General features: G+C 64.7%; 26 protein-coding genes. 11 read left to right on the forward strand and 15 right to left on the reverse strand.

The window, feature by feature from the left end:
- Nucleotides 1-6 precede the first annotated feature (6 nt).
- The 5 genes from HHUB_RS10075 (at nt 7) to HHUB_RS10095 (ending at nt 4,287) form a co-directional block, all read left to right on the forward strand.
- Nucleotides 7-381, forward strand: a complete 375-nt coding sequence (locus HHUB_RS10075; protein WP_059057486.1) for a cupin domain-containing protein — start codon at nt 7-9, stop codon at nt 379-381.
- A 167-nt stretch (nt 382-548) separates the two neighbouring features.
- Nucleotides 549-1,157 (forward strand): hypothetical protein, encoded by a 609-nt coding sequence (locus tag HHUB_RS10080; protein WP_059057487.1) that lies wholly within the window; start codon nt 549-551, stop codon nt 1,155-1,157.
- Nucleotides 1,158-1,297: 140 nt separating this feature from the next.
- Nucleotides 1,298-2,209 (forward strand): sodium:calcium antiporter, encoded by a 912-nt coding sequence (locus HHUB_RS10085; RefSeq protein WP_059057488.1) that lies wholly within the window; start codon nt 1,298-1,300, stop codon nt 2,207-2,209.
- Between the two features lie 41 nt (nt 2,210-2,250).
- A complete protein-coding gene (locus HHUB_RS10090; protein WP_059057489.1) occupies nt 2,251-3,576 on the forward strand; it encodes a hypothetical protein in 1,326 nt (441 codons plus the stop codon).
- A 42-nt stretch (nt 3,577-3,618) separates the two neighbouring features.
- Complete coding sequence (locus tag HHUB_RS10095; protein WP_059057490.1) at nt 3,619-4,287, forward strand: SDR family oxidoreductase; 669 nt, start codon at nt 3,619-3,621, stop codon at nt 4,285-4,287.
- Here the strand turns inward: HHUB_RS10095 and HHUB_RS10100 are convergent.
- Entirely contained in the window at nt 4,284-4,967 is a 684-nt protein-coding gene (locus HHUB_RS10100) for a YqjF family protein (RefSeq protein WP_059057491.1), read from the reverse strand. The two genes, HHUB_RS10095 and HHUB_RS10100, sit on opposite strands and share 4 nt — an antisense overlap.
- 81 nt (nt 4,968-5,048) lie before the next feature.
- Here HHUB_RS10100 and HHUB_RS10105 point away from each other — a divergent pair, with 81 nt between their 5' ends.
- Nucleotides 5,049-5,909 carry a ZIP family metal transporter gene (locus tag HHUB_RS10105; RefSeq protein WP_059057492.1) on the forward strand — a complete coding sequence of 287 codons (861 nt, stop codon included), beginning with the start codon at nt 5,049-5,051 and terminating at the stop codon, nt 5,907-5,909.
- A 1-nt stretch (nt 5,910) separates the two neighbouring features.
- On the opposite strand, the gene HHUB_RS10110 is transcribed toward HHUB_RS10105, so the two are convergent.
- The gene (locus HHUB_RS10110) at nt 5,911-7,398 is read right to left on the reverse strand and encodes a hypothetical protein (protein WP_059057493.1); all 1,488 of its coding nucleotides are present in this window, start codon (nt 7,396-7,398) and stop codon (nt 5,911-5,913) included.
- A gap of 357 nt (nt 7,399-7,755) precedes the next feature.
- Between HHUB_RS10110 and HHUB_RS10115 the strand changes: the two genes are divergently transcribed.
- Nucleotides 7,756-8,934, forward strand: a complete 1,179-nt coding sequence (locus HHUB_RS10115) for a tyrosine-type recombinase/integrase (RefSeq protein WP_059057494.1) — start codon at nt 7,756-7,758, stop codon at nt 8,932-8,934.
- 15 nt (nt 8,935-8,949) lie between these two features.
- Here the strand turns inward: HHUB_RS10115 and HHUB_RS16640 are convergent, their stop codons facing one another.
- The 3 genes from HHUB_RS16640 to HHUB_RS16645 all read right to left on the reverse strand — a co-directional run bounded on the left by HHUB_RS16640 (nt 8,950) and on the right by HHUB_RS16645 (nt 10,772).
- Complete coding sequence (locus HHUB_RS16640; protein ID WP_143416381.1) at nt 8,950-9,201, reverse strand: hypothetical protein; 252 nt, start codon at nt 9,199-9,201, stop codon at nt 8,950-8,952.
- A gap of 305 nt (nt 9,202-9,506) precedes the next feature.
- A complete protein-coding gene (locus tag HHUB_RS10120) occupies nt 9,507-10,325 on the reverse strand; it encodes a hypothetical protein (RefSeq protein ID WP_143416382.1) in 819 nt (272 codons plus the stop codon).
- Nucleotides 10,326-10,517: 192 nt separating this feature from the next.
- Nucleotides 10,518-10,772, reverse strand: a complete 255-nt coding sequence (locus HHUB_RS16645; protein ID WP_089649699.1) for a hypothetical protein — start codon at nt 10,770-10,772, stop codon at nt 10,518-10,520.
- Nucleotides 10,773-11,619: 847 nt separating this feature from the next.
- Between HHUB_RS16645 and HHUB_RS16650 the strand changes: the two genes are divergently transcribed.
- Nucleotides 11,620-12,588 carry a hypothetical protein gene (locus tag HHUB_RS16650; protein WP_143416383.1) on the forward strand — a complete coding sequence of 323 codons (969 nt, stop codon included), beginning with the start codon at nt 11,620-11,622 and terminating at the stop codon, nt 12,586-12,588.
- A 198-nt stretch (nt 12,589-12,786) separates the two neighbouring features.
- On the opposite strand, the gene HHUB_RS16080 is transcribed toward HHUB_RS16650, so the two are convergent.
- From HHUB_RS16080 to HHUB_RS10145, 6 genes are all read right to left on the reverse strand, one after another.
- Entirely contained in the window at nt 12,787-13,428 is a 642-nt protein-coding gene (locus tag HHUB_RS16080; RefSeq protein WP_082687231.1) for a DUF4145 domain-containing protein, read from the reverse strand.
- A 163-nt stretch (nt 13,429-13,591) separates the two neighbouring features.
- A complete protein-coding gene (locus HHUB_RS10125) occupies nt 13,592-13,906 on the reverse strand; it encodes a transcription factor S (RefSeq protein ID WP_059057496.1) in 315 nt (104 codons plus the stop codon).
- 7 nt (nt 13,907-13,913) lie between these two features.
- Nucleotides 13,914-14,354, reverse strand: coding sequence for a hypothetical protein (locus HHUB_RS10130; RefSeq protein WP_143416384.1), 441 nt, complete (start codon nt 14,352-14,354; stop codon nt 13,914-13,916).
- Nucleotides 14,347-15,318 carry a hypothetical protein gene (locus tag HHUB_RS10135; RefSeq protein ID WP_059057498.1) on the reverse strand — a complete coding sequence of 324 codons (972 nt, stop codon included), beginning with the start codon at nt 15,316-15,318 and terminating at the stop codon, nt 14,347-14,349. The genes HHUB_RS10130 and HHUB_RS10135 overlap by 8 nt, the downstream gene beginning before the upstream one ends.
- 42 nt (nt 15,319-15,360) lie before the next feature.
- On the reverse strand, nt 15,361-16,200 hold the full coding sequence (locus tag HHUB_RS10140) for an RAD55 family ATPase (protein WP_059057499.1): 840 nt from the start codon (nt 16,198-16,200) through the stop codon (nt 15,361-15,363).
- Nucleotides 16,201-16,224: 24 nt separating this feature from the next.
- Nucleotides 16,225-17,211 (reverse strand): beta-ribofuranosylaminobenzene 5'-phosphate synthase family protein, encoded by a 987-nt coding sequence (locus tag HHUB_RS10145; RefSeq protein WP_059057500.1) that lies wholly within the window; start codon nt 17,209-17,211, stop codon nt 16,225-16,227.
- A gap of 152 nt (nt 17,212-17,363) precedes the next feature.
- Here HHUB_RS10145 and ilvD point away from each other — a divergent pair, with 152 nt between their 5' ends.
- Complete coding sequence (gene ilvD, locus HHUB_RS10150; protein ID WP_059057501.1) at nt 17,364-19,124, forward strand: dihydroxy-acid dehydratase; 1,761 nt, start codon at nt 17,364-17,366, stop codon at nt 19,122-19,124.
- On the opposite strand, the gene HHUB_RS10155 is transcribed toward ilvD, so the two are convergent.
- Together HHUB_RS10155 and HHUB_RS10160 are read right to left on the reverse strand one after the other, a co-directional pair.
- Nucleotides 19,125-19,565 carry a hypothetical protein gene (locus HHUB_RS10155; RefSeq protein WP_059057502.1) on the reverse strand — a complete coding sequence of 147 codons (441 nt, stop codon included), beginning with the start codon at nt 19,563-19,565 and terminating at the stop codon, nt 19,125-19,127.
- Nucleotides 19,565-20,254 carry an RAD55 family ATPase gene (locus HHUB_RS10160; protein WP_059057503.1) on the reverse strand — a complete coding sequence of 230 codons (690 nt, stop codon included), beginning with the start codon at nt 20,252-20,254 and terminating at the stop codon, nt 19,565-19,567. The genes HHUB_RS10155 and HHUB_RS10160 overlap by 1 nt, the downstream gene beginning before the upstream one ends.
- Nucleotides 20,255-20,439: 185 nt before the next feature.
- Here HHUB_RS10160 and HHUB_RS10165 point away from each other — a divergent pair, with 185 nt between their 5' ends.
- A complete protein-coding gene (locus HHUB_RS10165) occupies nt 20,440-20,634 on the forward strand; it encodes a cold-shock protein (RefSeq protein ID WP_058983995.1) in 195 nt (64 codons plus the stop codon).
- A 111-nt stretch (nt 20,635-20,745) separates the two neighbouring features.
- Here HHUB_RS10165 and HHUB_RS10170 read toward each other — a convergent pair whose 3' ends face one another.
- Both HHUB_RS10170 and HHUB_RS10175 read right to left on the reverse strand, forming a co-directional pair.
- Nucleotides 20,746-21,132 (reverse strand): hypothetical protein, encoded by a 387-nt coding sequence (locus HHUB_RS10170; protein WP_059057504.1) that lies wholly within the window; start codon nt 21,130-21,132, stop codon nt 20,746-20,748.
- A gap of 83 nt (nt 21,133-21,215) precedes the next feature.
- Nucleotides 21,216-21,416, reverse strand: coding sequence for a DUF7835 family putative zinc beta-ribbon protein (locus tag HHUB_RS10175; protein WP_059057505.1), 201 nt, complete (start codon nt 21,414-21,416; stop codon nt 21,216-21,218).
- A 379-nt stretch (nt 21,417-21,795) separates the two neighbouring features.
- On the opposite strand from HHUB_RS10175, the gene HHUB_RS10180 reads away from it, so the two are divergent.
- Nucleotides 21,796-22,251: a type IV pilin gene (locus tag HHUB_RS10180; protein ID WP_059057506.1), complete on the forward strand. Its 456-nt coding sequence runs from the start codon at nt 21,796-21,798 to the stop codon at nt 22,249-22,251.
- The last annotated feature ends 261 nt before the right edge of the window (nt 22,252-22,512 follow it).

The raw sequence follows: 22,512 nt of genomic DNA on the forward strand, positions 1-22,512 counted from the left end.
CCGGGCATGGAAGCTCGCTCGCTCGCCGAGGCGTTCGCGTCGTTCGAGGAGACGTGGGAGCCCCGCGTGCTCGCGGAACTGAACGACCAACAGGTCAAGGTCGCGCGGCTGGACGGCGAGTTCGTCTGGCACGCCCACGAGGACGCCGACGAACTGTTCTACGTCGTCGACGGCGACCTCACCATCGAGTACCGCGACGACGACCGCGAGGACGCGGTCCACCTCGGTCCCGGTGACCTGACGGTCGCACCCGCGGGCGTCGAACACCGCCCGGTCGCCCACGAGGAGACGAAAGTCGTGCTGTTCGAGCCGGCCGGGACGAAGAATACGGGCGACGCCGACGACAGCGAGCGCACGGTCGAGGAACTGGAACGGCTCTAGATGCCACCGCGGCGCGGTCCCATAGCGTGCCGGTCGTCCGCCGCACCCCAAGTGTTTGCTCGGAGCGGCGGTGGCGAGACCTCCGGACAGCACGGCGCTGGACGCGGTCTGCCGGCAAACTCGGTCGAATCACAACGCTTCTATGGACTCCCCGACTATGGAACGTAATGGCTGACTGCGAGTACTGCGACGCGTCCTTCGACAGCGAGGACGCGTACTTGGACCACCTCGACGCCGAACACTCCGCGGAGCTCGGCCGCATCGACCGTCGGCGCGTCGAGTCCCGGAGCAGCGACGAGGACACCGGCGTCGCCACGGGTACGCTCGCCCTCGGCGGCATCCTCGTCGTGCTCGTCGTCGCTGTCGGTGCCTTCACCCTCCTGCAGTCGGGTGGCTCGGGCGGCAGCGTCGACGCCGAACAGCAACCGAGCGCCGTCGGCAGCGTCCACTTCCACGGGACGATCGAGATGGTCGTCGACGGCCAACAGGTCGACTTCAGTCAGGGGCAGTACCAGCTCCAGGCCGACGCGTTCCACTTCGAGAACGGTGGCGGGACTCAGTGGCACGGGCACGCGCAGGGCGTCACACTCGAATACGCGATGGGGACACTCGACATCGGCGTCACCGAGTCGTCGGTCACCTACCAGGGAACGACCTACCGAGACAGCGACGCCAACACGTCGGTCACGGTGACCGTCGACGGCCAGCCGGTCACACCCAGCGAGTACGTGCTCGAAGAAGGCGACGAGATCCGGATAGTCGTCGAGCAGTCCTGAGCCGGCTATCATTCGCGCTCGGGGCGTGGCGGCGTCCCACCGTCGACCGCGTCGGCCCCGGCTGTTTTCCCGTTCGAGTGTCTCCAGCCGACCGATGCGTACTGTGTCAGACCGACCGCCCGTAGCCCGCGCCCGGTAGCGTGCTCGCGGCACTGCTCACGCTGCTGGCGGGCGTCGCGACGCTCGTCTACGGCGGCGACCGCGTCGTGGACGGCGCGAGCGCGCTCGCCCGCCACGCCGGCGTCTCGACCTTCTTCGTCGGCGTCACCGTCGTCGCCGTCGGGAGTTCCGTCCCCGAAATCGCGACGTCGCTGTACGCGGCGGCGTACGGCTCCGGCGACCTCGTGGTCGGCCACATCGTCGGGTCCGCGACCTCCCAGATTACGCTCGGCGTGGGCATCCTCTCGCTGGCGGCGCCGCTGTCGGTCGCCCGCGAGAAGACCCGCGTCTACGGCGGCGGGATGCTCGCGGCGATGGCGGTGATGGCGGTCGCGCTCCAGTCCGGCACCGTCACACGCGTGCAGGGCGCGCTGATGGTGCTGGCGTACGTGGGCTTTCTCGCCGTGCTCGCGGAGTACGAGGACTACGCCGAGCACGTCTCCGACTCCGAGTTGTCGCTCCGGCGTGCGGCGGGCTACGTCCTGTTGGGCGTCGCGCTGGTGGTCGTCGGCGGCCACCTCCTCGTGACCGGCGGCCAGCGTCTCGCGGTCAGCCTCGGCGTGCCGAGCTACCTCGTCGGCCTCGTCACGGGACTGGGGACGACCGCGCCCGAAATCGCGGTGGCGCTGGTCGCCGTCCGCCGCGACCGCACCGGCATCGCGGTGGGGACGCTGCTGGGCTCGAACATCACGGACCCGCTGTTCTCGCTGGGCGTCGGCGCCGCGCTCGCGGGCGTCACCGTCACCGGCGTCGACGGCGTCCTCACCTCTGTCGGGTACATGATTCTCGCGAGCGCGCTCGTGCTCGCGGTCGTCTACGCGCGCCGGCCCGTGGGCCGCGCGGGGTCGCTCGCGTGTCTCGTGCTGTACGTCCCGACGTTCTTCCTCGGGTAGCGGCGGGTAGGCTTACGGTGGTGGCCCGACCACCAGCGCGTATGCGACGAGTCGTCATCGTGGGCGCGGCGGGACGGGACTTCCACGACTTCCTGACGGTCTTCCGCGACAGCCCCGACCACCGCGTCGTCGCGTTCACCGCGGCGCCCGGGCAGAACCTCGGCGAGACGGGCGACCACACCGCCGCCTTCCCCGCGGAACTGGCGGGCCCCGACCACCCGGACGGCATCCCAATCGTCCCCGAGTCCGAACTCGAAGCCGCAATCGACGAGCACGGCGCCGACGAGGTCGTCTTCTCGTACTCCGACGTCTCCCACGAGGAGGTGATGCACGTCGCCTCGCGGGCGCTGGCGGCGGGCGCTGACTTCCGCGTCGTCGGCCCCGACGAGATGCAGTTGGACGCCGGCGTGCCCGTGCTCGCGGTGGACGCGGTGCGGACGGGCTGCGGGAAGAGTCAGGTGGCGCGGGCGCTGGCGGGCGAACTCCAGTCCCGAGGGTACGACGTGGCGGTCGTGCGCGAGCCGATGCCGTACGGCGACCTCGCGGAGAAGCGCGTCGAGCGCTTCGCCGACGCGTCGGACCTCGCGGGCCTCACCATCGAGGAGCGCGAGGAGTACGAGCAGCACGTCGAGCGCGGGCACGTCGTCTACGCGGGCGTCGATTACGCCGAAATCGTCGAGCGCGCCAGCGACGAAGCCGACGTCGTCGTGTGGGACGGCGGGAACAACGAACTCCCGTTCGTGCGTCCGGACCTCCACGTCGTGCTCGCGGACCCCTTGCGCGCGGGCGACGAACTCGCCTTCCACCCCGGGGAGGCGAACCTCCGGGACGCGGACGTCGTGGTCGTGAACAAGGAGAACAGCGCCAGCGACGAGCAAATCGAGACGGTCGTGGCGAACGTCCGCGAGGCGAACCCGGACGCCGAGGTGCTCCACGCGGACTCCGTGGTGAGCGTCCCCGACCCCGACGACGTTCGGGGGAAGGACGCGCTCGTCGTCGAGGACGGGCCGTCGCTCACGCACGGCGGCACGGAGTTCGGCGCGGGGACGGTCGCCGCCGAGCGCTACGACGCCACCCGGCTGGACCCGCGCGGGCACGCGGTGGGCTCTATCGCCGACACCCTCCGGAAGTACGACCACCTCGACCGGCTGCTGCCCGCGATGGGGTACACCGACGAGCAGATTGCGGACCTCGAAGCCACCATCCGAAACGTCGATCCCGAGGTCGTCGTCGCGGGGACGCCGCACTCGCTGGCGGACCTCGTGGACGTGGACGCACCAATCGTGGACGTGTCCTACCGCGTGGCGTTCCGCGACACCACGGTCGGGGAGTTCCTCGACGTGCACGCCGACGACCTCGGGCTCTGAGCCATCCGGGAGCTTTACGCTCGCCCGCGCCGTCGTCCCGGTATGACAACTGTAGTCGTCACGGGTGCGACCGGCGGCCTCGGCGAAGCGGTCGCGCGGGCGTTCGCCGACGAGGGCGCGACGGTCGTGCTCGCGGGCCGGGACCGGGACGCGCTCGGCGAACTCGCGGACGAACTCGGCGGCGAGTTCCTGCGGGCGGACGTCCGCGACGAGTACGAGCTCGAACGCCTCATGGAGCGGGCGTCGAAGGCCGGCGACGCCTCCGGCATCGACGTCGTGGTTCCCTGCGCGGCGGTCTACCACGGGCCGGCGGGCGAGACGCCGCTCCCCGAGGAGTCCTACAGCGCGTTCGACGACACGATGCGGACGAACGCCCGGAGCGTGTTCGCGGCCGTCCGCGAGGCGCTCCCACATATGGACGAGACGGGGCGCGTGGTGATTCCGACCGGGAGCGTCGCCCGCGACTCGGACCCCGGGTTCGGAGCGTACGCCGTCTCGAAGGCCGCCGTGGAGGGAATCGCGCGGCAGTTCGCGGCGGACTGCGAGCAGGCGGTCGGCTGCGTGGACCCGGGTGCCGTCGACACCGCGCTCCACGGGATGGGCGGCCGCGACCCCGACGAGGTCGCGGGGCTGTTCACGTGGGCGGCCTCGGAGCCGGAGCGACTCGACGGCGCGGTGCTGGACCTCGGTGACTGGCGGGCCGCGGATTAGACGACGCGCACGCGCTCGGCGGTGACGTCCACGCCCGGGCTGTAGACGAGGTGGGGGACGGAGTCGGGCGTCTCGAAGCCGTTCGCCGCGAAGAGGTCGTTCGTTCGGAACGTCGCGTCCGCGTGCGCGAGCCGCCACGGCTCGTGGGCGACCTCGCCGCAGAACAGCCGCGAGCGACCGGCGGTGTAGAAGCGGTAGCGCTCCAGCAGGAACGCTTCGAGAGTGCCCGGGCTGGCCGTCTCGGTCTCGCCGACCGGCTCGTAGGTCGCGTCGAAGTCGAGGTCCGGGACGCCGCCGTGCGTGCGGTGGCTCCGGAACTCCACAGCGTCCCCGGTCCGGGTGACGTTCATCTCCGCGCGGTAGTACGGCAACTGGAACAGCGTGCGCGCGAGGGCGACGCCGAGGCGGTCGTTCGCGTCGAGGTTGAAGAAGTAGATGCCGGGGCCGGCGTCGCCGGTGACGTACGTGCGGAGGTTGAGTTCGCCGAACGTCCGGCCGATGGACGCGGGAACGTCGAACGGCCGGACGTTCCGCATCACGAACGGGACCGCGGACAGCCACGCGCGCCCGTCGAACGTGTCCACCTCGACACCGTCGGGGAGCCGGGCGGCGACGACGTCGGGGTCGACCGGCCAGCTCGCGACCAACACGTCCCGCCACTCCATCGAGACGACGTCCATACCGGCCGTAGGCGGCCGGGGGTCTTCGGCGTGCCGGCCAACCGACACAGTATTAACTCTCCGCAATAATTTAATAACTGAATGTCTGTCACGCAGTCCGTCGCCGCCGCGAGGTCCCGCACCTCGTGGCTCGGCGCCGTCAGTCTCGTCGCGTTCCTCGCGCTGTCCGCCTACGTCTTCAGCACCGGCGAAGCCCGGAAGCTACTGGGCATCGCGTGGGTCGCGTTCGCCGCGATGGCCGGCGCCGCCGCAGTCGGCGCGCGCGCCAGCACCGATCACCCCACCGGGCTCGTCTGGGGGTACGGCCTCGCCAGCGGCGCGATGGTCGCCAGCTCCGCCGCGTTCCTCGTCCCGCAGGCCATCGGCTACGCCGCCAAGCCCGGCGGCTTCGGCATCGCCGCCGGCATCCTCGTCGGCTTCGGCGCCCACACCATCGGCCACCTCGTCACGCACCGCGACCTCCCGCTGGACCGCACGTCCGCGGAGCTGGCCGCGCACTCGCTGACCGCCGGCTCCATCATCGGCGTCGTCTACACCGCGATGCCCGACCTCGGCCCGCTGCTCGGCCTCGCCATCGTCTCCCACAAGGGGCCGGCGGGCTACGCCGCCGCGCGCCGGCTCACCGCGCAGGGCCGCTCCCCGATGATGCTGTTGCTCCCCTCCGCGGGCGTCGGCATCGCCGCGCTCGTCGTCACCATCTTCTCGTTCCCCACGGGCGCCACGTTCCGCGCCGTCCTCTTCGGGTTCGCCGCCGGCATCTTCCTCCACGTCGCGATGGACTTCCTCCCCGAGTGCGAGACCGGCAGCGAGGTCCACGCCGCCGCCACCCGCGGCCTCGACGACCACGACCACGGCGTCCTCGACCGCCTCCGCCTGCACGCCGTCGCCTCCACCGCGCTCGGCGGCGTCGCGGTCGCCAGCGCGTGGCTGCTGTTGCAGTAGCTCACTCCGGTTCGCCGCGCGTGACCTCGTAGGCCTGCCCGCGGAACGTGAACCGCCGCGGCCCCTCCTCGAAGCCGACGGCGCCGTCCGCGTCGCGTTCGTCCGTCCGGACGACCACGCGCTCGACGCCCTCGGTCGCCGCCGCGACGGCGTTCCACAGGCCGTGTCCCGCCGACGAGAACGGGCCGAGGTCCATCAGTTGCTCGGCGATGAGGCGCTCGTCGGCGTCCGCCACACGGGTCAGCGTGAACGTCGCGTCCGGCGAGTCCTCGCCGTCGCCGTACTGGCTCGTCGTCACCGTCGCCGCGTCGCCGTCCACTTCGACGGTCGCGTCCTCGGTAGGCACGACCTCGACGGGGTCGCCGACCAGTTCCACGAGCGCCGCGCTCTCGTCCGCGGGGTGGCCGTAGCCCGCGACCACGGCGTACTCGCCGCCGCCGAGATACCCCCGCGTCACGCCGTCTCGACAGCCCCCACTAGTTTCGCCGGCCGGCACGGCCTCGCCGTTGAACGCGCGCAGCGACCACGACTGCCGGGCGCCCGGCGCGAGCGACCGGCAGTCCGACAGGTGGAGCGAGGGCGCGACGCGGAACCACTCGCCGTCCACGAGCTTGTGGAGGTTCCAGTGCCCACAGCCCACCGACTCGTGGCTGTGGTTCACCACCTCGAATCCCACGCGGACATCCAGTTCGGCGCGCTCGCGCTCCGGCCGGACGAACACTTCCGTCGATTCGTCGGCGTCGTGGAACCACTGCACGGACGACTCACCGGGGAGCGCCGGCACCGATCGGCCCGCGAACCGCGACTCCGCCTCCGGCCCCGGACTGGTCGTGTCCCAGACGGCGACCCGAGCGTCCTCGTCCCGGCCGCGGAACTCGTAGGTGCCCGTCGGCCGCCCCGGCATCCTCGGTTCGCCGACGAGCACGTACTCCAGTTCGACGCGCTCGCCCGCGTCCAGCGGCACCGTCTCCGACATCCACGGTCCCAGGTCCTCGACCCGCCAGTAGCCGGACTCGTCGCGCACCACCTCGGGAACGGTCTCCGCGAGGTCGTTGTTCGCCGTCGGCGCGAAGTGCAGGCTCGCCTCGTGGTCGTAGCCGCTCGGCTGGCGGCCGTGCACGCGTCCGACCGCGGGAATCCACTCCACGTCCACCGGATTCGCGTAGTCGTCGCGGTTCTCCAGGTACCCCCGCAGCCGCGCGGGGTGGTCGGCGGTCGCCGTGCGGTCGAACCACAGCGCCACCTCCACGCCGTCGTCCGTGCGCTGGCGGGTCGGCGCGAACGCGTACGTCCGCGGCCCCGTCTCCAACTCGACGACGCTCGCGTACCCCTCGGGCTCGCGCGAGGGCGCGTCGCCACTCGTGGACGTGTTCGGCTTCGTCGTCTGCGGGTTCTCGACGGTTCTTCCGGTGTCGTCGCCCGACGACGCACAGCCCGCGAGGGCCGCAGTGGTCGCCGCCAGCGACGACAGGAGGGCTCGGCGTCGCATACTAGCTCCTCCAGCGGCGCCAGTAAAGGCCTTCTGTGGGCTCACACGCCGATTGAACTCCAGAATATCAGGCGTACTCGCGCCACCGGCTCCCGCACTCCTGGCACTTGCAAAAGTGTGGCTCAGAGACTTCAACTTATAAAGATTTCCCAATGCTTTAGTAGTGGATGTCTTTTGGGCTTCACCTTACGTAATCCGTCCCGACGACATCATGCGATTTCGGTATCGCATACGGCAGGCCACTACATTTCTGGCAGGACCATAGTATTTCTTGCACCATTGGTTCAAGGAGAACTAAGTAGGTCTGCGAGAAATGTAGATGTAGAGCCTAAAACGCGGTTACGGGGTTTTCAACCCATGAGTAAGCCAAACGATAAATTGGACGGTAGTGGCAACGCTGACTTAAAAGAAAGTCAAGCGCAGGAGGACTTGTGCGATTTTCTGTCTGAGCGAAGCGAGCTTGTCGTCTCCTTCGAGGAACCAGACGACGGGCGAAACCGTCGCCACGATTGCCTGCCTGTCGCCCGAACGGCGGACGGAGATAAGGCAGACGTGAGCGATTTCCCCAGCGGGAAGAACGACGGTCGAGGGAATTTCAGCAAGTCCACTTACACACGTTATCGAGACGTGGTGAATGACTTCCTCCAAACGCAAGACGTGAGCGACCTTATGGAGGTTGAACCTCGGGACATCAACCGCTGGAATCAACTACTCCAACGACGCGACTACGCCCGGACCACCCGTGACGGGAAACTCGAAACTCTGGAAGTGTTCTTCAAGTGGGCAGAATCAGAGTGGCGCGCGCCTCGTGGCGATAAGCAGTTGAGCGAGACAATCATCCGAAAGCGTGATGATTTGGATGTGAGTGGAGACGAGAAATCACGGGCAGGCGACGACAATCACCGTATCTCGACTAAGCGAGCAGAGAAGATAGCTGGGCACTTGGCGAAACATCAGTACGCCTCTCGCCAGATGATTGAGTTTCTGCTAATCTACCACGTCGGGATACGAAAATCTGGGCTTCTGTCCATCAACTGTGATGACGTAAAGCCACGGAAGGGAATCATTCAGATTCGCAATCGACCGGAGGAAACTGGGGTTCGTCTCAAGCGAGGGAACAACGGCGAACGTGACGTGAATATCGCCAGTGGTGTCATGAGTGTCGTCACTGACTACATAGAAGAGAATCGGACACAACCGAAGGACGGCAGTGATGCGTTACTTACGTCATGGGCCGGGCGCATCGACGACTCAACTCTGTACCGGGATATTACAGGGTTGACGAAGTGTGGAGAGTGTACTGACGACGACGGTAACTCCCTCGTCAACCAGAACGCAAGCGACTGTCCCGAGTCTATCGGTTGCCACGACTTGCGACGTGTAGCAATCACCCGAATGCGGGACGAAGGAGTCTCGTGGGACACGATTAGCGGACGAGTAAATGCAACTGTCCAAATGCTCAAAGACCACTACGATTCCCCCACTCACTCACAGGCGGCAGACCGCCGTAAGGAGGAGATATTGAACGCCTTGTAGTGTTCTCTCATTAGTTCAGCCTTGGCCTGATTCCCAGAGGATATCGTACAGTCGGTGTGCAAATGCACCGCCCACGGCTAATTTAAAGACTTCGGCTAAATCATAAGCAATCTGGGTAATGGCTGGCGTTAGTATATAAATGGCTGGTGTTGAGTAGGCATTTATAAGCCAAAACACAATGGGTATAGTTTCTGGAACGGCAATAGAGGTCCTAAGGAGGGTGTAGAGGGCAAATATGAATGTACTATATAAAACCTCACCGTACACTTGACGGCGGAGTGCTTTTGTGTGATTATTATTCCCGGAACTGAACAGACCGCCGCGCTTCAGGGACTGCCGTGCCGAGCCCCGTCACTCTCGACACGGTGGAGAACCAGTTTGACCGAATCCGGACGGGCCACCATTAATCCTGTGTAGCTCTGCTATCGGCATAAGCGTTCCGGGCAGGGTAACACCCCACATCTCGTCCAATCTTCAGCAACTCGTGATATCCTTACATACGTAGTCATCCTCTCTACGCAAAAACTGGGATAACTATACGAAAGTGGATGGCAGAGCAGTCGAGGTTGGTTCTACGCTAAGCGGCGAAGGTATGGCGTTAATCGCTGGTAGATGGTTTCCGCTCGCCGCTGTTGTCCAGCGTCTATTGGCCATTCACTCTCATCCCATTTGGGCTGATACATCCCCGAACTGAGAATCTCGTTGGTATATCCGTCGTCTTTCGTGCCTTTGAGCTTGGAGACATACATCTTCTCTTTCGCCTCTTCGAAGATTTTCAGTCCTTTGAGATTCGTCGGGGGGTTCCCACCACTGAATTCTTGGCTTGAAACCTCCGTAGCCAGCTCGTTCAGTGCCCGAGCGATATCTGAGTCGGTATCAAACTCTTCGTCGTTTGCTCCGAATCGAAACACGGTGATTTCGTCACGGTCATCATAGAACCACTCCATCGTCTCTTGACTGAATTCGTCAAAGGTGTAGTTGTTCTCTACCTCTACACCAGTTCTCTCGCCGATAAACTGGGGAATCCAGTGCTTTATTAGGCCGCGTTCAGACTCGTAAGCGAATTGTCCGTTCTTGAAATAGAACACCAGTGGCCTCACGGGCTGGTCGTCTGGTGCGACTTTTAGGTCATCCCCATCTCGAACTGTGGCGCTGTTCTCCTTATCAGATACGTAGGTAAATTGGCAGAAGGAGTATTCGTCATGTGAGTCGCTGTAGTAGGAGTTTCTCCCCTTCTCTTCGAGAGAGACAGGGTCTTCTCCCTCGACGATAGTTTTCTTCGTTCGTTCTCTCCATGTGTCATCAATTGCGTTGTGGAGTTCCTCAGGAGTCGGAAGCTCATCATCCGGGAGGTCAATGCTGCCAAACCGAAACCTCATTTGCTCTGCCATGTTCATTTCCGTATAAGAGGCTGACAGCTTATAAACCTTCATTAACCATAGTGAAAGTATAAACGCAGTACGGCAGAGGGGCCGAATTCGAATCTCCTATATAGGCTTATCGAGCGGACTACTGAGAACTCAATTGCTCACGCAATGGCGACTGCACATCACAAGGTCAATCGGGAGTAGTCGCACGTATTGTTAATCAAGCCGTGGGTCCGTCTCCCTCTCACCGCGAAGCCATTTCCTCATCTCAGTTTCCAGAGCTTCACCGGATAGTCCTTCAGGGTCGTCAGGGTCGACTCCCATGCGTCGATGCAGCTCATCTTGCTTGTCGGACGTAGATGCTAATTCATCAAGCGCATCCCTAAGCACTTCTCGAATCCGCTCGTCGTCGTACTCTTCAAGCTCTTGCGCTGTTTCGTCAGAAACCGTCACTTCGTATACTTCGCTCATTCGTCCGACTCCTCGTATTCTGCAATCGTCTCTTCAGCCATGAGTCGGACCATCGCGCCTCGACTGATTCTTGACTCGCTCCCGAATCTGGTGCGAGTAGCTTCCTTGAGCGCAGACAATTCCTCAGACGTGAGATTTAGCATAGTTCCAGTCATGTTCTCTCAACCAGTGTTCAGAGTACACTGGTAAAAACTCTCAAAAAATGGAGTTATGTACTCCACTGCAACCCTACAGGTACGTTCTATGACCAAGCGGAACAGATGCTTGAATAGATTCGAGCTGAACTACTGTAGCCAGAATTCCCAGATATCTGACTACATACAATACTATGTACTCCAGCCACTTAAATGTTTTGGTTATTTGACATTATCTCTGATATCATCTCAGTTTGCCTGATGAGATGGAGCCACGGTCTTCTCGCGGTTGGACGAAATTCGCTAAGAGGAACGACTAAGACATATATAAAAAATTCTCCTGCCATCAAATCCGGTGAGGAGACCAGCCACTCTGATAACCAATATAATATTATACATCAAAAGATTTAAGTATCTGGAACACATAGTAATTAACAAGGCAGTTATACTAATCGGACGCTCATCTACGCGAGTTTGATAAGCAGGAGTGCGCTGTGGCACTACCCTACAAGACATTCTACTATTAGTGCCGCAACTACTTAAAACTTTTGACAGATTCTCCTGCTTGCATCCGTCTTCTGCCTATGATTTAGTATGCAAGCAGACGACCTACAGAAGAGTGAACGCACAGTAACAGAAACATCTCTCACGGTGTCAGGGACAGCAGTCTGGGAAGTCCTCTGGGTCCTTCTCGTCGTGGCGGTGGTCCTGACATGAGCGCTATTGCGTGCCTCCGAGAAGCGGCAGGTATCCTTGACGAGACAGACGTGACGATTGAATATGCGGACGTCGAGCCAGCCGATTTAATTACCCCACCGAATTCAAGGGTCGCACAATTCAAGCAAAATCTTGAACGATTACGACAAGAGAACGCTCCATACAAGCCAGAACATAATTATAGCCACTATCAAGCGAAGAAGAACTACGCTCAGGCGAAAGACGTAGGCAGGTACTTCTGGCGTAACTACGAGGAGTTTACGACTGTCCACATAGTGAGAACGGCGGACGAGAATACCGCGCCTCTTGTGGAGCAAACTGAGGCTCTGACGCCAGAACTCTACGACCAGTCACGGCGTGGTTTGCTCAATCGCCTGTCTGGTGATTCTGCGAGGGTCGAAGTACTTGCGCCCAAATATCCTACCCGTCCAAATGTAAGGGTCCGTACTCATGTGCATGAAGGCTACTGGATTCCGGGCCATCACGACGCAGAGAGATTCGAGCTACTGAGGGACAAGCATCATGAGAAGGTGCCGGGTGCGACCAGCGTGAGTATCTCGGTTGAACACCATTCGGCTGACGATGGTCCGACAGTCGTCCAAGGGAAGGACCATGCACGCGGTGGTACGAGTAGGCTCCCGCACGAACTGGCTGGAGCGAATCAACCACTTATGCGCGTAGAGACAGACGCGCTCGACTTGCACGACTCCCGGGTACTCGAATGGATGGCAGCACTCTCGGCAGGCTTAGAAGGCACGCAGAAGACGCGAGGCATGAGTTACTGGCGTGGGTGTAATACCTTCTCGAAGTACGCGGAGACGATTGAGAACACTATGAGACGCCAAGCATACCGGGATTTGAAACGTTCTAAACTACCCTCTCAAATCCAAGAGCCTGAGTCGAACGTCATGCCAGAGCTTGATGAACCAGAATCCCAACCTCTCAAACGGCCAGAGACCTCCTAATTCGGGCAGTTAGCCAGTCACTCTAATGTCGACATCTGTTAAATAGCTTGAGATGGCTGAAATCAGTAGTCTTAGGACGTCCATGAGCATTATGCGAGAAAGCTCTGATTGGGATAATTCAGAGAGTTAACCGGGTGGGGAATTCTGGAATTCGTGGAAGTAGAGGAAATTGTTGCCTATAAGGGCGGTGTTGGGATACTATGAATTACCGTCTCTATTCTCTATGCCACGCATTTGGTCTTCTGGAATGTTGCTGAATTCCTCTTGAATTAGCTTTTCTCGTGCGATAGTGAGCTCGACGATAGTGTTCACAAGGTCGAACAATCTAAGCGCAGTCTCTCGATTATCACGTTCATCCATCTCTCCCGGATGAACGAATTCATTCCCGACAACACGCACAGAATCGAGTGCTTGTTGTACTCGTTCATCAATGCGACCTTCTTCCACAAGGTCGCCAATCATGTTGTGTAGCGTCCGGTTATCTTCCCCAGTAAGTTCTCTCGCTAATTTTTCCATCGCCAACCGAAGTAGAGCTGCTGCTGCTCTGGGGGATTTATTTACCACTTTACGAGCTTCATTAAAGTCTTCCTCTACCTCGTCGGGCATGTCCTCCGTGGGAAGTGGCGCCGGACTCCCTTCTGGGTAAACCATCTCTTCACCAACCCATAGGGTATAGTCTTGGCAATGGGCACATTTCCCGATTCTTCCGTTGAGGATTTGCTGGCGGCCGATAGAGGACGCATATACGTCAATATTCGACCATGACTGGTTAGCATAGACCTCGCAGTGTGGGCAGTGAAATGCGCTTGCATCAACTTCTGGAGGGATATACTCCGACATACTATCGGCCACTCCCTGAGACCATGTGACATTATCGGTCTATCGCCCGAATTAGGTGGTTTGAAGTGCCTACAAGCCGTTATTTCACTTGGACAGATTACGATGCAATCTTGCAGGCAAGTCCTAACCCTAATCCTCCGAAATCAGGGTTCTAAGGCGAGTATTAGCTGTAATCTCGCCAGCGGTGGCCGCAGGACTTGCACTTGAAGAAGCGCGTCGGCGGCTCGTCGGCGCTCCCGGTCTGCTTGATGGTGTACCACGCCTCGTCGTGGCCGCACTCCGGGCACGTCTCCTCGGCGGTGGGCTTGCCCTCGAAGTTGGCGTCCTCGCTGGTCTCGATGACGTCGCTGGTGTCCTGGGACGCCGTCGTGACGAACTCGCCGTCGTCGCCGGCGGGCTCGGTGTGCCCGCAGCCCGAACACACGAGTTCGTCGTCCTGCTTGTGCATCATCGACCCGCACTCGTCGCAGAACTGCATACCCGAGCTAGGGCTCGTCTCCGGAAAAATCACTCGCCTCGTTCTCCTCGCGGGCCGCCACGACGGGGCAGTCCACGACGCGGAAGTGGTCGGTGTCGGCCTCCGCCTCGATGGTCGTGCCCTCGTGGCCGCAGGCCGTCTCCGGCGGGTCCGAGAAGTGCTCGCAGCCCTGACAGAGGCGCTTCTCGACGACCGTCACGTCGCGGTCGAGTGCCTCGGTCTTGGCGTCGGCGCTCGCCGACTCCGCGACGCCCGCGGCGTCCGCGACCGACTCGTCGGCCGACGACGAGAGCTGGTCCCAGACCTCCTCCTCGTCCACGCTGCCGACGTCGACGTCCGTAAACAGCTCGTCGAAGTCGTCGTCGGGCTCGGCTTCGCGGCTGCGCTCGACGTCCTCCCGGAGGTCCGCCAGCGGCTCGCGCTCCTCGTCGTCGCGGTCGTCACTCATCGCGCTCACCCGCGGGCCGGTCGGCCGCGCTCCCGAACTCGTCGGCGGCGTCGCCCTCGACGCGGTCCGGGTGGACGACCTCCGGGCCGTCCTCGTCGCCGCTGTCGCCGCCTTCGGCCATCGCTTCCAGCGTCTCACCGTCCGTGCCGAGCCACGATTCGTCGTCGAGCGCGCCCTCGTCGGTCGCCAGCGCGGGCGCCGACCCCGTCACGAGCACGTCCGTGCCGAACCAGCCGGGGTTGGCCTCCACCTCCTCGAAGGTCGCCGCGCAGAACGGGCACTCCGGGGCGGTCAACAGCGCGACGGTCACCGTCTCGCCGCAGTCCCCGCAGTCGGCCTCGGTGACGCCCGCGACGTTCGCCTCCCGCTTGAGGCGCTCGGCGCGCTCGCGGCGCGCCTCGGCGGCCGCCAGCGAGGCCACCGAGTCCCGCATCGACACCACCGCCGTCGCCAGCGTCGCCGTCTTCCGGTCGAGGTCCCGGGTCTCGTCGCGGAGGTACGTCAACACCTCCTCGAAGTTGTCGAAGCCCGCGTCCACGCGCTCGCGGAGCCGCCGCGCCGCCTCCGAGACCTCCGCGACCTCGGCCTGCGCGTCGCGGGCGGCGTTCAGCGCCTCCTCGGCCTGCGAGGAGAGGTCGGGGTGGTCGTGGTCCTTCGGGGCCTTCGCGTCGGCGTCGCGCTTGACCTGGATGACGCGCTCACGGACGTCCTGAATCTTCTCGTCGAACTCGCTGTCCACGGCCTCGACGTCCGCGCGCAGGTCGTCCTCGACGGCAGCAAGGCGCTCGTCGAGGTCGTCGCTGGTGACGACGTCGGTCTGCTCGTCGGCCTCGCGGTACGCCGCCAGCACTCCTTTCAGGAACTCCTCGGGCGGAACGCCGAGGTCGTCAGCGCGCGCCGACAGCCACGACGCAACGGGCCCCTCCAGCGTCGTCTCGACCGCGTCCGACGTGCCATCGGCCATTCACCCGGGTTTGGCACGCGCCCGCCTTAATCGTTGCCCGCGCTACCGAATCTTCCGAACGTCGGTGACGTCGAAGCCCGCGTCGTGAATCTCGGTCTCGAACTGCACGATGTCCTCCTCCTCCAGGCGCCCGAGCACGCCCCGGAACTCGCGGACGAACATCGTCCGCACGCGCTCGTTCCCGCCGCTCTCCCAGCCGAACTGGACGGTGCCGTCCACGGAGGTCATCAGGCTCCCGAACTCCTCGGTGGTGACGGCGTCCCGCGTCAAGTGCAACAGCAGCAGGCCGTCCCAGGCGCGGGCGGCCTTCCGCAGGCCCTTCAGCGTCATCACGACGTCGCTGAACGACATCTCCTGCTGGCGCGCACCGATGAGGTCGGTCAGCGAGTCCACGACCACGAGGCTGCCGCTGGCGTGCTCGTCGAGGTAGTCCGCGAACGCCTCCAGCACGTCCCGGCGGTCGCCGTCGGTCTGCCCGAGGTCCGAAATCGAGCGGTGCTCGCCCGCGTACCACTCCCGGGGGACGGGGCTCAGCTGGAAGTACTCCGGCGAGAAGTCCGCGAACGTCACCGCGTCCAGCCCCGACTCGACGATCTCGTCGTCCATCGTGAACGAGATCTCGCGGCGGAGTTCGGTCTCGTCGGCCGTGAACGAGACGTAGTGGATGTCCTCGGGCGGGACCGCCGACCCGTGGAGGTCGCCGTAGTGCAACTCGAACAGCTCCGGGTCGGACGCCCGCAGGCCGTTGAGGACGGCGCTCGTGTAGAGGAACTCGCGGGCGCCGGCGCCCGCCTCACCGGACAGCAACACGACGCTCCCCTCGGGGGCGCCGCCCCCGATGCGGCCGTCCAGCCGCGAGATGCCGAACGGAATCGTCGCCATACGTGCGCGTCGCGCGGGCGGCGTTTACGCTTTTCCCTGCCCCGTCTCCGAGACCCGCGCGCCCTCGTTGCGGGGCGCGACCACGCGCACGTCGCCGCCGACGCCCGCGGCGTCCAGCGCCTCCCGTCCCGCCGCCAGCGCGTCCTCGGCGCGGCCCTCGTCGGTGACGCCGTAGACGGCCGGCCCCCACGAGGACTGGCCGGCGCCCGACACCGCAGGGCTCCCGTCGAGCGCGTCCACGATGCACCCGACCGGCGGCCGGTAGACGCCGCCCTGCTCGTCGGCGTACCACGCGCCGTTCAGCCGCCCGACCTCCGCGACCGCCGCGCCGAACGCCGCCACGTCCCCGCTCGCCAGCGCCGGGAGCACGCGGCGCGTGACGACCCCGGAGATGCGGTCCGCGAGCCCGGGGTCGGCGGCCTCCACCGCCGAGCGCATGCTCGCGTCCTCCTCGCCGCCGGCCTTGCCGGGTTCGGCGTCGGGCACCACGAGCAGGAACCGCCAGTCGTCGGGTACCTCGTGGCGGGCGGCGACCGGCGGCACCGTCCACGCGCCCCGCGGCGGCGCGGCCGTCGTGAACAGCCCCGTCGGGTGGCCGGCGTCGAGCACGAACCCCCCAGACTCGAACGCCGCGACGCCGACGCCGCTCCGGCCGCCGCGTCCAAGCTCAGGTGCTAAGTCGCGCACGGCCGCGTCGCGGCCGTGGGTTCGCGCGACCGCTTCGAGCACGGCGAGCGCGAGCTGGGTGCCGGAGCCGAGGCCGACGTGCGGCGGCAGTTCCTCGCGCACCGTGACGGCGGCACCGGCCACGTCAAGCACTTCGCAGGCGCGGGCGGCGTGGTCGCGCGCTCGCTCGTGGTCGCAGCGCACGCGCTCGGCGGGCTCGGCTTCGACCACGACGCGGGGGTCGTCGAGGGCGACGCCGAGGCTCCCGTACAGCCGGTCGTGGGACAGCGAGAGGTTCAGGAAGCCGAAGTGGAGCCGGCCGCCGCTCTCGACCCGCGCGGACATGGCCGTGGGTTCGCCGGCACGGGAGAAGGCGGTTCTGCCGCTGGCAAACCTTCCCGGTACCCGGGCGGGCGAACATCATCGGCAGCCGCGGTGTGACTGGCAACATCTGTTCAGGCGGCGGGCTTTAACCGCTGCGCGAGCAACCGGATTGTATGAGCCAGCAGAAGGACCCCGACTTGCCGAGCAACGACGTCACGGAAGGCGTCGAGCGCGCCCCCCACCGCGCGATGTTCCGCGCGATGGGCTACGACGACGCCGACTTCTCCTCGCCGATGGTCGGCGTGGCGAACCCCGCGGCGGACATCACGCCGTGTAACGTCCACCTCGACGACGTCGCGGACTCGGCCGTCGAGGGCGTCGAGGGCGGCGACGGGATGCCCATCGAGTTCGGCACCATCACCATCTCGGACGCCATCTCGATGGGGACCGAGGGGATGCGTGCGTCGCTCATCTCCCGCGAGGTCATCGCGGACTCCGTCGAACTGGTGGCGTTCGGCGAGCGCATGGACGCCCTCGTGACCGTCGCGGGCTGCGACAAGAACCTCCCCGGGATGATGATGGCCGCGATTCGCACCGACCTCCCGTCGGTGTTCCTCTACGGCGGCTCCATCATGCCCGGCGAGCACGACGGCCGCGAGATTACGGTGCAGAACGTCTTCGAGGGCGTCGGCGCGGTCGCCGCCGGCGAGATGAGCGAGGACGAACTCGAGGAGATGGAACACGAGGCCTGCCCCGGCGCGGGCTCCTGCGGTGGGATGTTCACCGCGAACACGATGGCCTCGATTTCGGAGGCCATCGGGCTCGCGCCGCTGGGCTCCGCGAGCGCGCCCGCCGAGTCCGAGGAGCGCTACGACGTCGCCGAGCGCGCCGGCGAACTCGCCGCCGAGTGCGTGCGCGAGGACCGCCGGCCCTCCGACATCCTCACGCGGGAGAGCTTCGAGAACGCCATCGCGATTCAGGTCGCGCTCGGCGGCTCCACGAACGCCGTCCTCCACCTGCTCGCGCTCGCCGCCGAGGCCGGCGTCGACCTCGACATCGAGGACTTCAACGAGATAAGCGACCGCACGCCGAAGGTCGCGAACCTCCAGCCGGGCGGCTCGCGCGTGATGAACGACCTCCACGAGGTCGGCGGCGTCCCCGTCGTCCTCAAGCGCCTGCTCGACGCCGGCCTGATTCACGGCGACGCGATGACCGTGACCGGCCGCACCATCGAGGAGGAACTGGAGCACCTCGGCGTGGACGGCGACGTGCAACGCACGTCGGAATCAGCGAGCGGCGACGAGCCGCGAGCAGGCGACGTCGAGGGCGACGTCGACTTCCTAAAGCCCGTCGACGACCCGTTCCACGAGACGGGCGCCATCACGGTGCTGACGGGGAACCTCGCGCCCGACGGCGCGGTCCTCAAGGTCACCGGGAAGGACGAGACCCAGCACACCGGCCCGGCGCGCGTCTTCGAGTCCGAGGAGGACGCGATGGCGTACGTCCAGGAGGGTCACATCGAGTCCGGGGACGTCATCGTCATCCGGAACGAGGGTCCCCGCGGCGGTCCCGGGATGCGCGAGATGCTCGGCGTCACCGCCGCGGTCGTCGGGCAGGGTCACGAGGACGACGTGGCGCTGCTCACCGACGGCCGCTTCTCCGGCGCGACCCGCGGCCCGATGGTCGGTCACGTCGCGCCCGAGGCCGCGGCCGGCGGTCCCATCGCGCTCGTCGAGGACGGCGACGAGGTGACCGTGGACGTGCCGAACCGCGAGCTCTCCGTGGCGGTCTCCGACGAGGAGATGGCGGCGCGCCGCGAGGACTGGGAGGCGCCCGAGCCGCGCTACGACGCGGGCGTGCTCCGCAAGTACGGCAGTCAGTTCGGCTCCGCCGCCGACGGCGCGGTCACCAACCCCGCCGCGAAGCGCGAGTAACTACTTCCGGGAGAGGAACTCCGGGAGCCGCAGCCGGTCGAGGTCTTTTCGCGGGAGCGTGTCCACGTCGATGCGGTCCAGCAGCTCCGGGAGGTCCATCCGGTCGCCGTCCCCGCTGCTCGGCTCGACGTCGCCGCCCTCCTCCTGCTTGTACGTGATGAGCTTCGACCACACCGCGCGCTCGCGGGACGGGAACTCGGAGGGGTCGAGGTCCGCGTCGCCGGAGGCCAGCCGGCTGTCGAGGTCCGCCGCCGAGCTCTTCCCCTCGTCGTAGGCCATCTCCACGAGCGACCGGCCCGCCGCGGCGACGAGCTGGCGGTACTCCTGTGGGTTGCGGTCGCCCAGCGCCGCGGCGACGCCCAGCGCGTACGCCCGCCAGATGGCCTCCTCGCGGTCCAGTTCCTCGCCGTCCCAGTCGCGGGAGAACGCTTCGTCGTACATCACTCCGGCCGCACCTTCCGTCCGGGATCGACCTGCAGGCCCGCCCCCGTAAAGGAGACGTCGCGGATGTCGCAGTCGATGTTCGTGCCGCGCATCTTCACCAGCTGGATGCCGCGGGTCATCCCGCCGTTCTCCAGGAAGTTGTGGAGGAAGATGACGCCGTGCGCGAGGTAGTGCTCCTCGGCGTACGCGGTCGGGTCGGTCATCTCCGAGACGAGCAGGACGGTGGCGTCGGTCTGCTTGAGCCCGGTGGCGAAGTGCGTCACTTCGGCGTCGGCGTCGTCCGCGAAGTGCGCCAAAAGCATCGTGGAGTCGACGACCACGCGGTCGTAGTCCTCCTGGCGGATCATCGACGCGAGCCGCGAGGAGAGCCCGGACTCGCGGCCGTACTGGGTGAGCGAGCGCCGCGAGCGCTCCCGCGTGAGGTTCAGGAACTCGAAGTTCTCCGCGTTCGCGGTCCGCGAGAAGCCGAACTCGTAGTTCGCCATGTCGTCGACGAGCTCGTTGCGCGTCTCGTGCATCGTCACGTACAGCACGTCCTCGCCGTTCTTCACGCCCTCCGTGACGTACTGGGCGGCGAGCGTGGTCTTCCCGCTGCCCGGCGGCCCGCTCAGCGTGTAGAGGCGCCGCGCCGGCAGCCCGCCGTCGAGGAGGCTGTCGAGCCCGGCGACGCCGGTCGAGATTCTCATCGGTGGGTCCCACGCGGGCCACGCTTAAATCCTCCAGTGTTCGACGCCTTTCACGTTCTCCCCGCAGCCCTCCCCCGGTTCCCGGGGTCGACCGGACGGGCCGGGGGTCGATCCGTGTCACAGCCACCCGTGCCACGGCGGGTCTCGGAAGGGTTATCCGTGCATCCCGCTTATCGGTAATTGCAATGGCAACCGGTACGGTTGACTTCTTCAACGACACAGGCGGCTACGGTTTCATCGAATCTGAGGACGCGGACGAGGACGTTTTCTTCCACATGGAGGACGTCGGCGGCCCGGACCTCGAGGAAGGACAGGAAGTGGAGTTCGACATCGAGCAGGCCGACAAGGGCCCGCGCGCGACGAACCTCACCCGGCTGTAATCCCGGCGTTCCTTCGCAGCAACTACCCTACTTTCCCGATTTTCACGCCGCACAGCGGCGCGCTCGTCCCGAGATAGTCTGCGATTCGCGTAGCCGCTGGCTCGCGCGTACTCACTCGTCGCGACGCACGCGCACGAGGAGGTCGCCGCGCACTTCCCCGAGCACGGTCGCGTGCTCGTGGCGCTCGACGGACTCGCGGTCTACCTCGTGGGCCTTCCGCACGGCGACGCGGCTGTCGTCGTTGGTCCGAATCGCGCCGACCTTCACCAGTCGGTGTGGCTTCACGTACTCGTAGACGTCCCGGAGCGCCGCCGGCGCGTCGGTGTCGACGGTGCCGATGGTCGCCGCCAGCAGCCGGTCGTCCGGCGAGAGGTCCGCGGCGCTGACGGCGACTCGCTGGCCGAACTTCTGAGACATCGCCGGCAGCACGCTCTCCTGCGTCTGCTGGGACGGCTGCGTCTCCGTCGAGCGCAACACCACCCGGAACGTCACGAGCATGCCATTCACTACCGAGTCAAGTCACATCATACCACCCGGTAGCAGTCAAGCAGCTAACTACTTTGGCGCTCGCGCGCGGTGAATCACGGTTCCTCGATTGCGTGAACGGACTCCGTCCCGCACTCCCGACACGACGAGACCCGGTACGGCCGGCGAGCGAACGGCGGGTCGCCGTCCGGCTCGCTCTCCACGCGCAGTTCCACGGTGACGGCGTGTGGCGTCTCCTCGCAGCAGCGCTCGCAGCGCTCGGTCCGACCGCCGCCGTGTGGTGTCTCGCTCGCCATCCTCGGTACCGAACGGATACTGCCGCATCGCTCATCCCTCCTCCGCCTAAGCAGCTAGGCTGTATCGGCGGGCCGGCCAGCCGACGACCCGCCGACGGCGTCGCGGAGGACGTGTCTCTCGGGGTGCAACTGACCGGAAGGCTTTCACAGGCTCGCAGCGAAGTTTCGTTCACCTCGGGAAGGTTCCGAGGCGTGAATCAGCATCTCGAAGCTGGTTTTCTTCATGGGGCTGCGGCTGCCCCCCGCGGCCCTCTCGTACCAGATAGACCGTTGTCACGAAGTTGTCAGTGATGTAATAGCCTACCACAGAGAATTTATTACAATCGGTCGCTAGTATGTTGCAAGCGCTGACCCATCGTGTCACGCGTGTGAGAATATAATGAAGAAAATCAGTTTCGAGATCCCGGACTTCGACGAACGCGGCGTGTCGCCGGTCATCGGCGTCATCCTGATGGTCGCGATTACAGTCATTCTGGCCGCCGTCATCGCCAGCTTCGTACTCGGCTTCGGTGACTCCGTCAGCGAAAACGTACAGGCAGGGGCAGACATCTCTACGAGTAACGGCGATGCTTCAGTGACGTGGATCAGCGAGGGGAACGCCGAGAACCTCAGCGTCACCGCAGGCAGCAGCAATAGTGTGAACCTCACTGACGTCGGTCAATCAGCTACAATCACCTACGATAGTAATATGAATACAACGGCCGACCAAACGAACCAGAGAATTACACTCGGTAGTGGAAGTCAGACCGTGCAAGTCACTGTAACGGCCGTTGGTAGTGGTGGCTCGAGGACCGTCGTAACGCAGGAAGAAGTCACCCTCGACGACGACGTCTAACCACCGCCGTTATTCTTCGTTTCCGTTTTTCAGCCGAGTAGCGGCAGCACATCCTCGGACGTGTAGCATAGTGTCTGTACTCAGGCGCCATACTGTGAGTTCAACATAACGTTCCACGGTTTCACCCCTTCAGAAATCGCTCTGATGGGCAGAAGCTCGTTGTCGCTGTCCGAAAAACGAGCAACTACACGAGTGCCGTCCGACTGTCGAGCGGCACAGATGAGTCTACTCGAAGTTGAGTCAGTGAGCCCGGAATTGGAT

This window comes from Halobacterium hubeiense, assembly GCF_001488575.1.
Taxonomy (GTDB): Archaea; Halobacteriota; Halobacteria; order Halobacteriales; family Halobacteriaceae; genus Halobacterium; species Halobacterium hubeiense.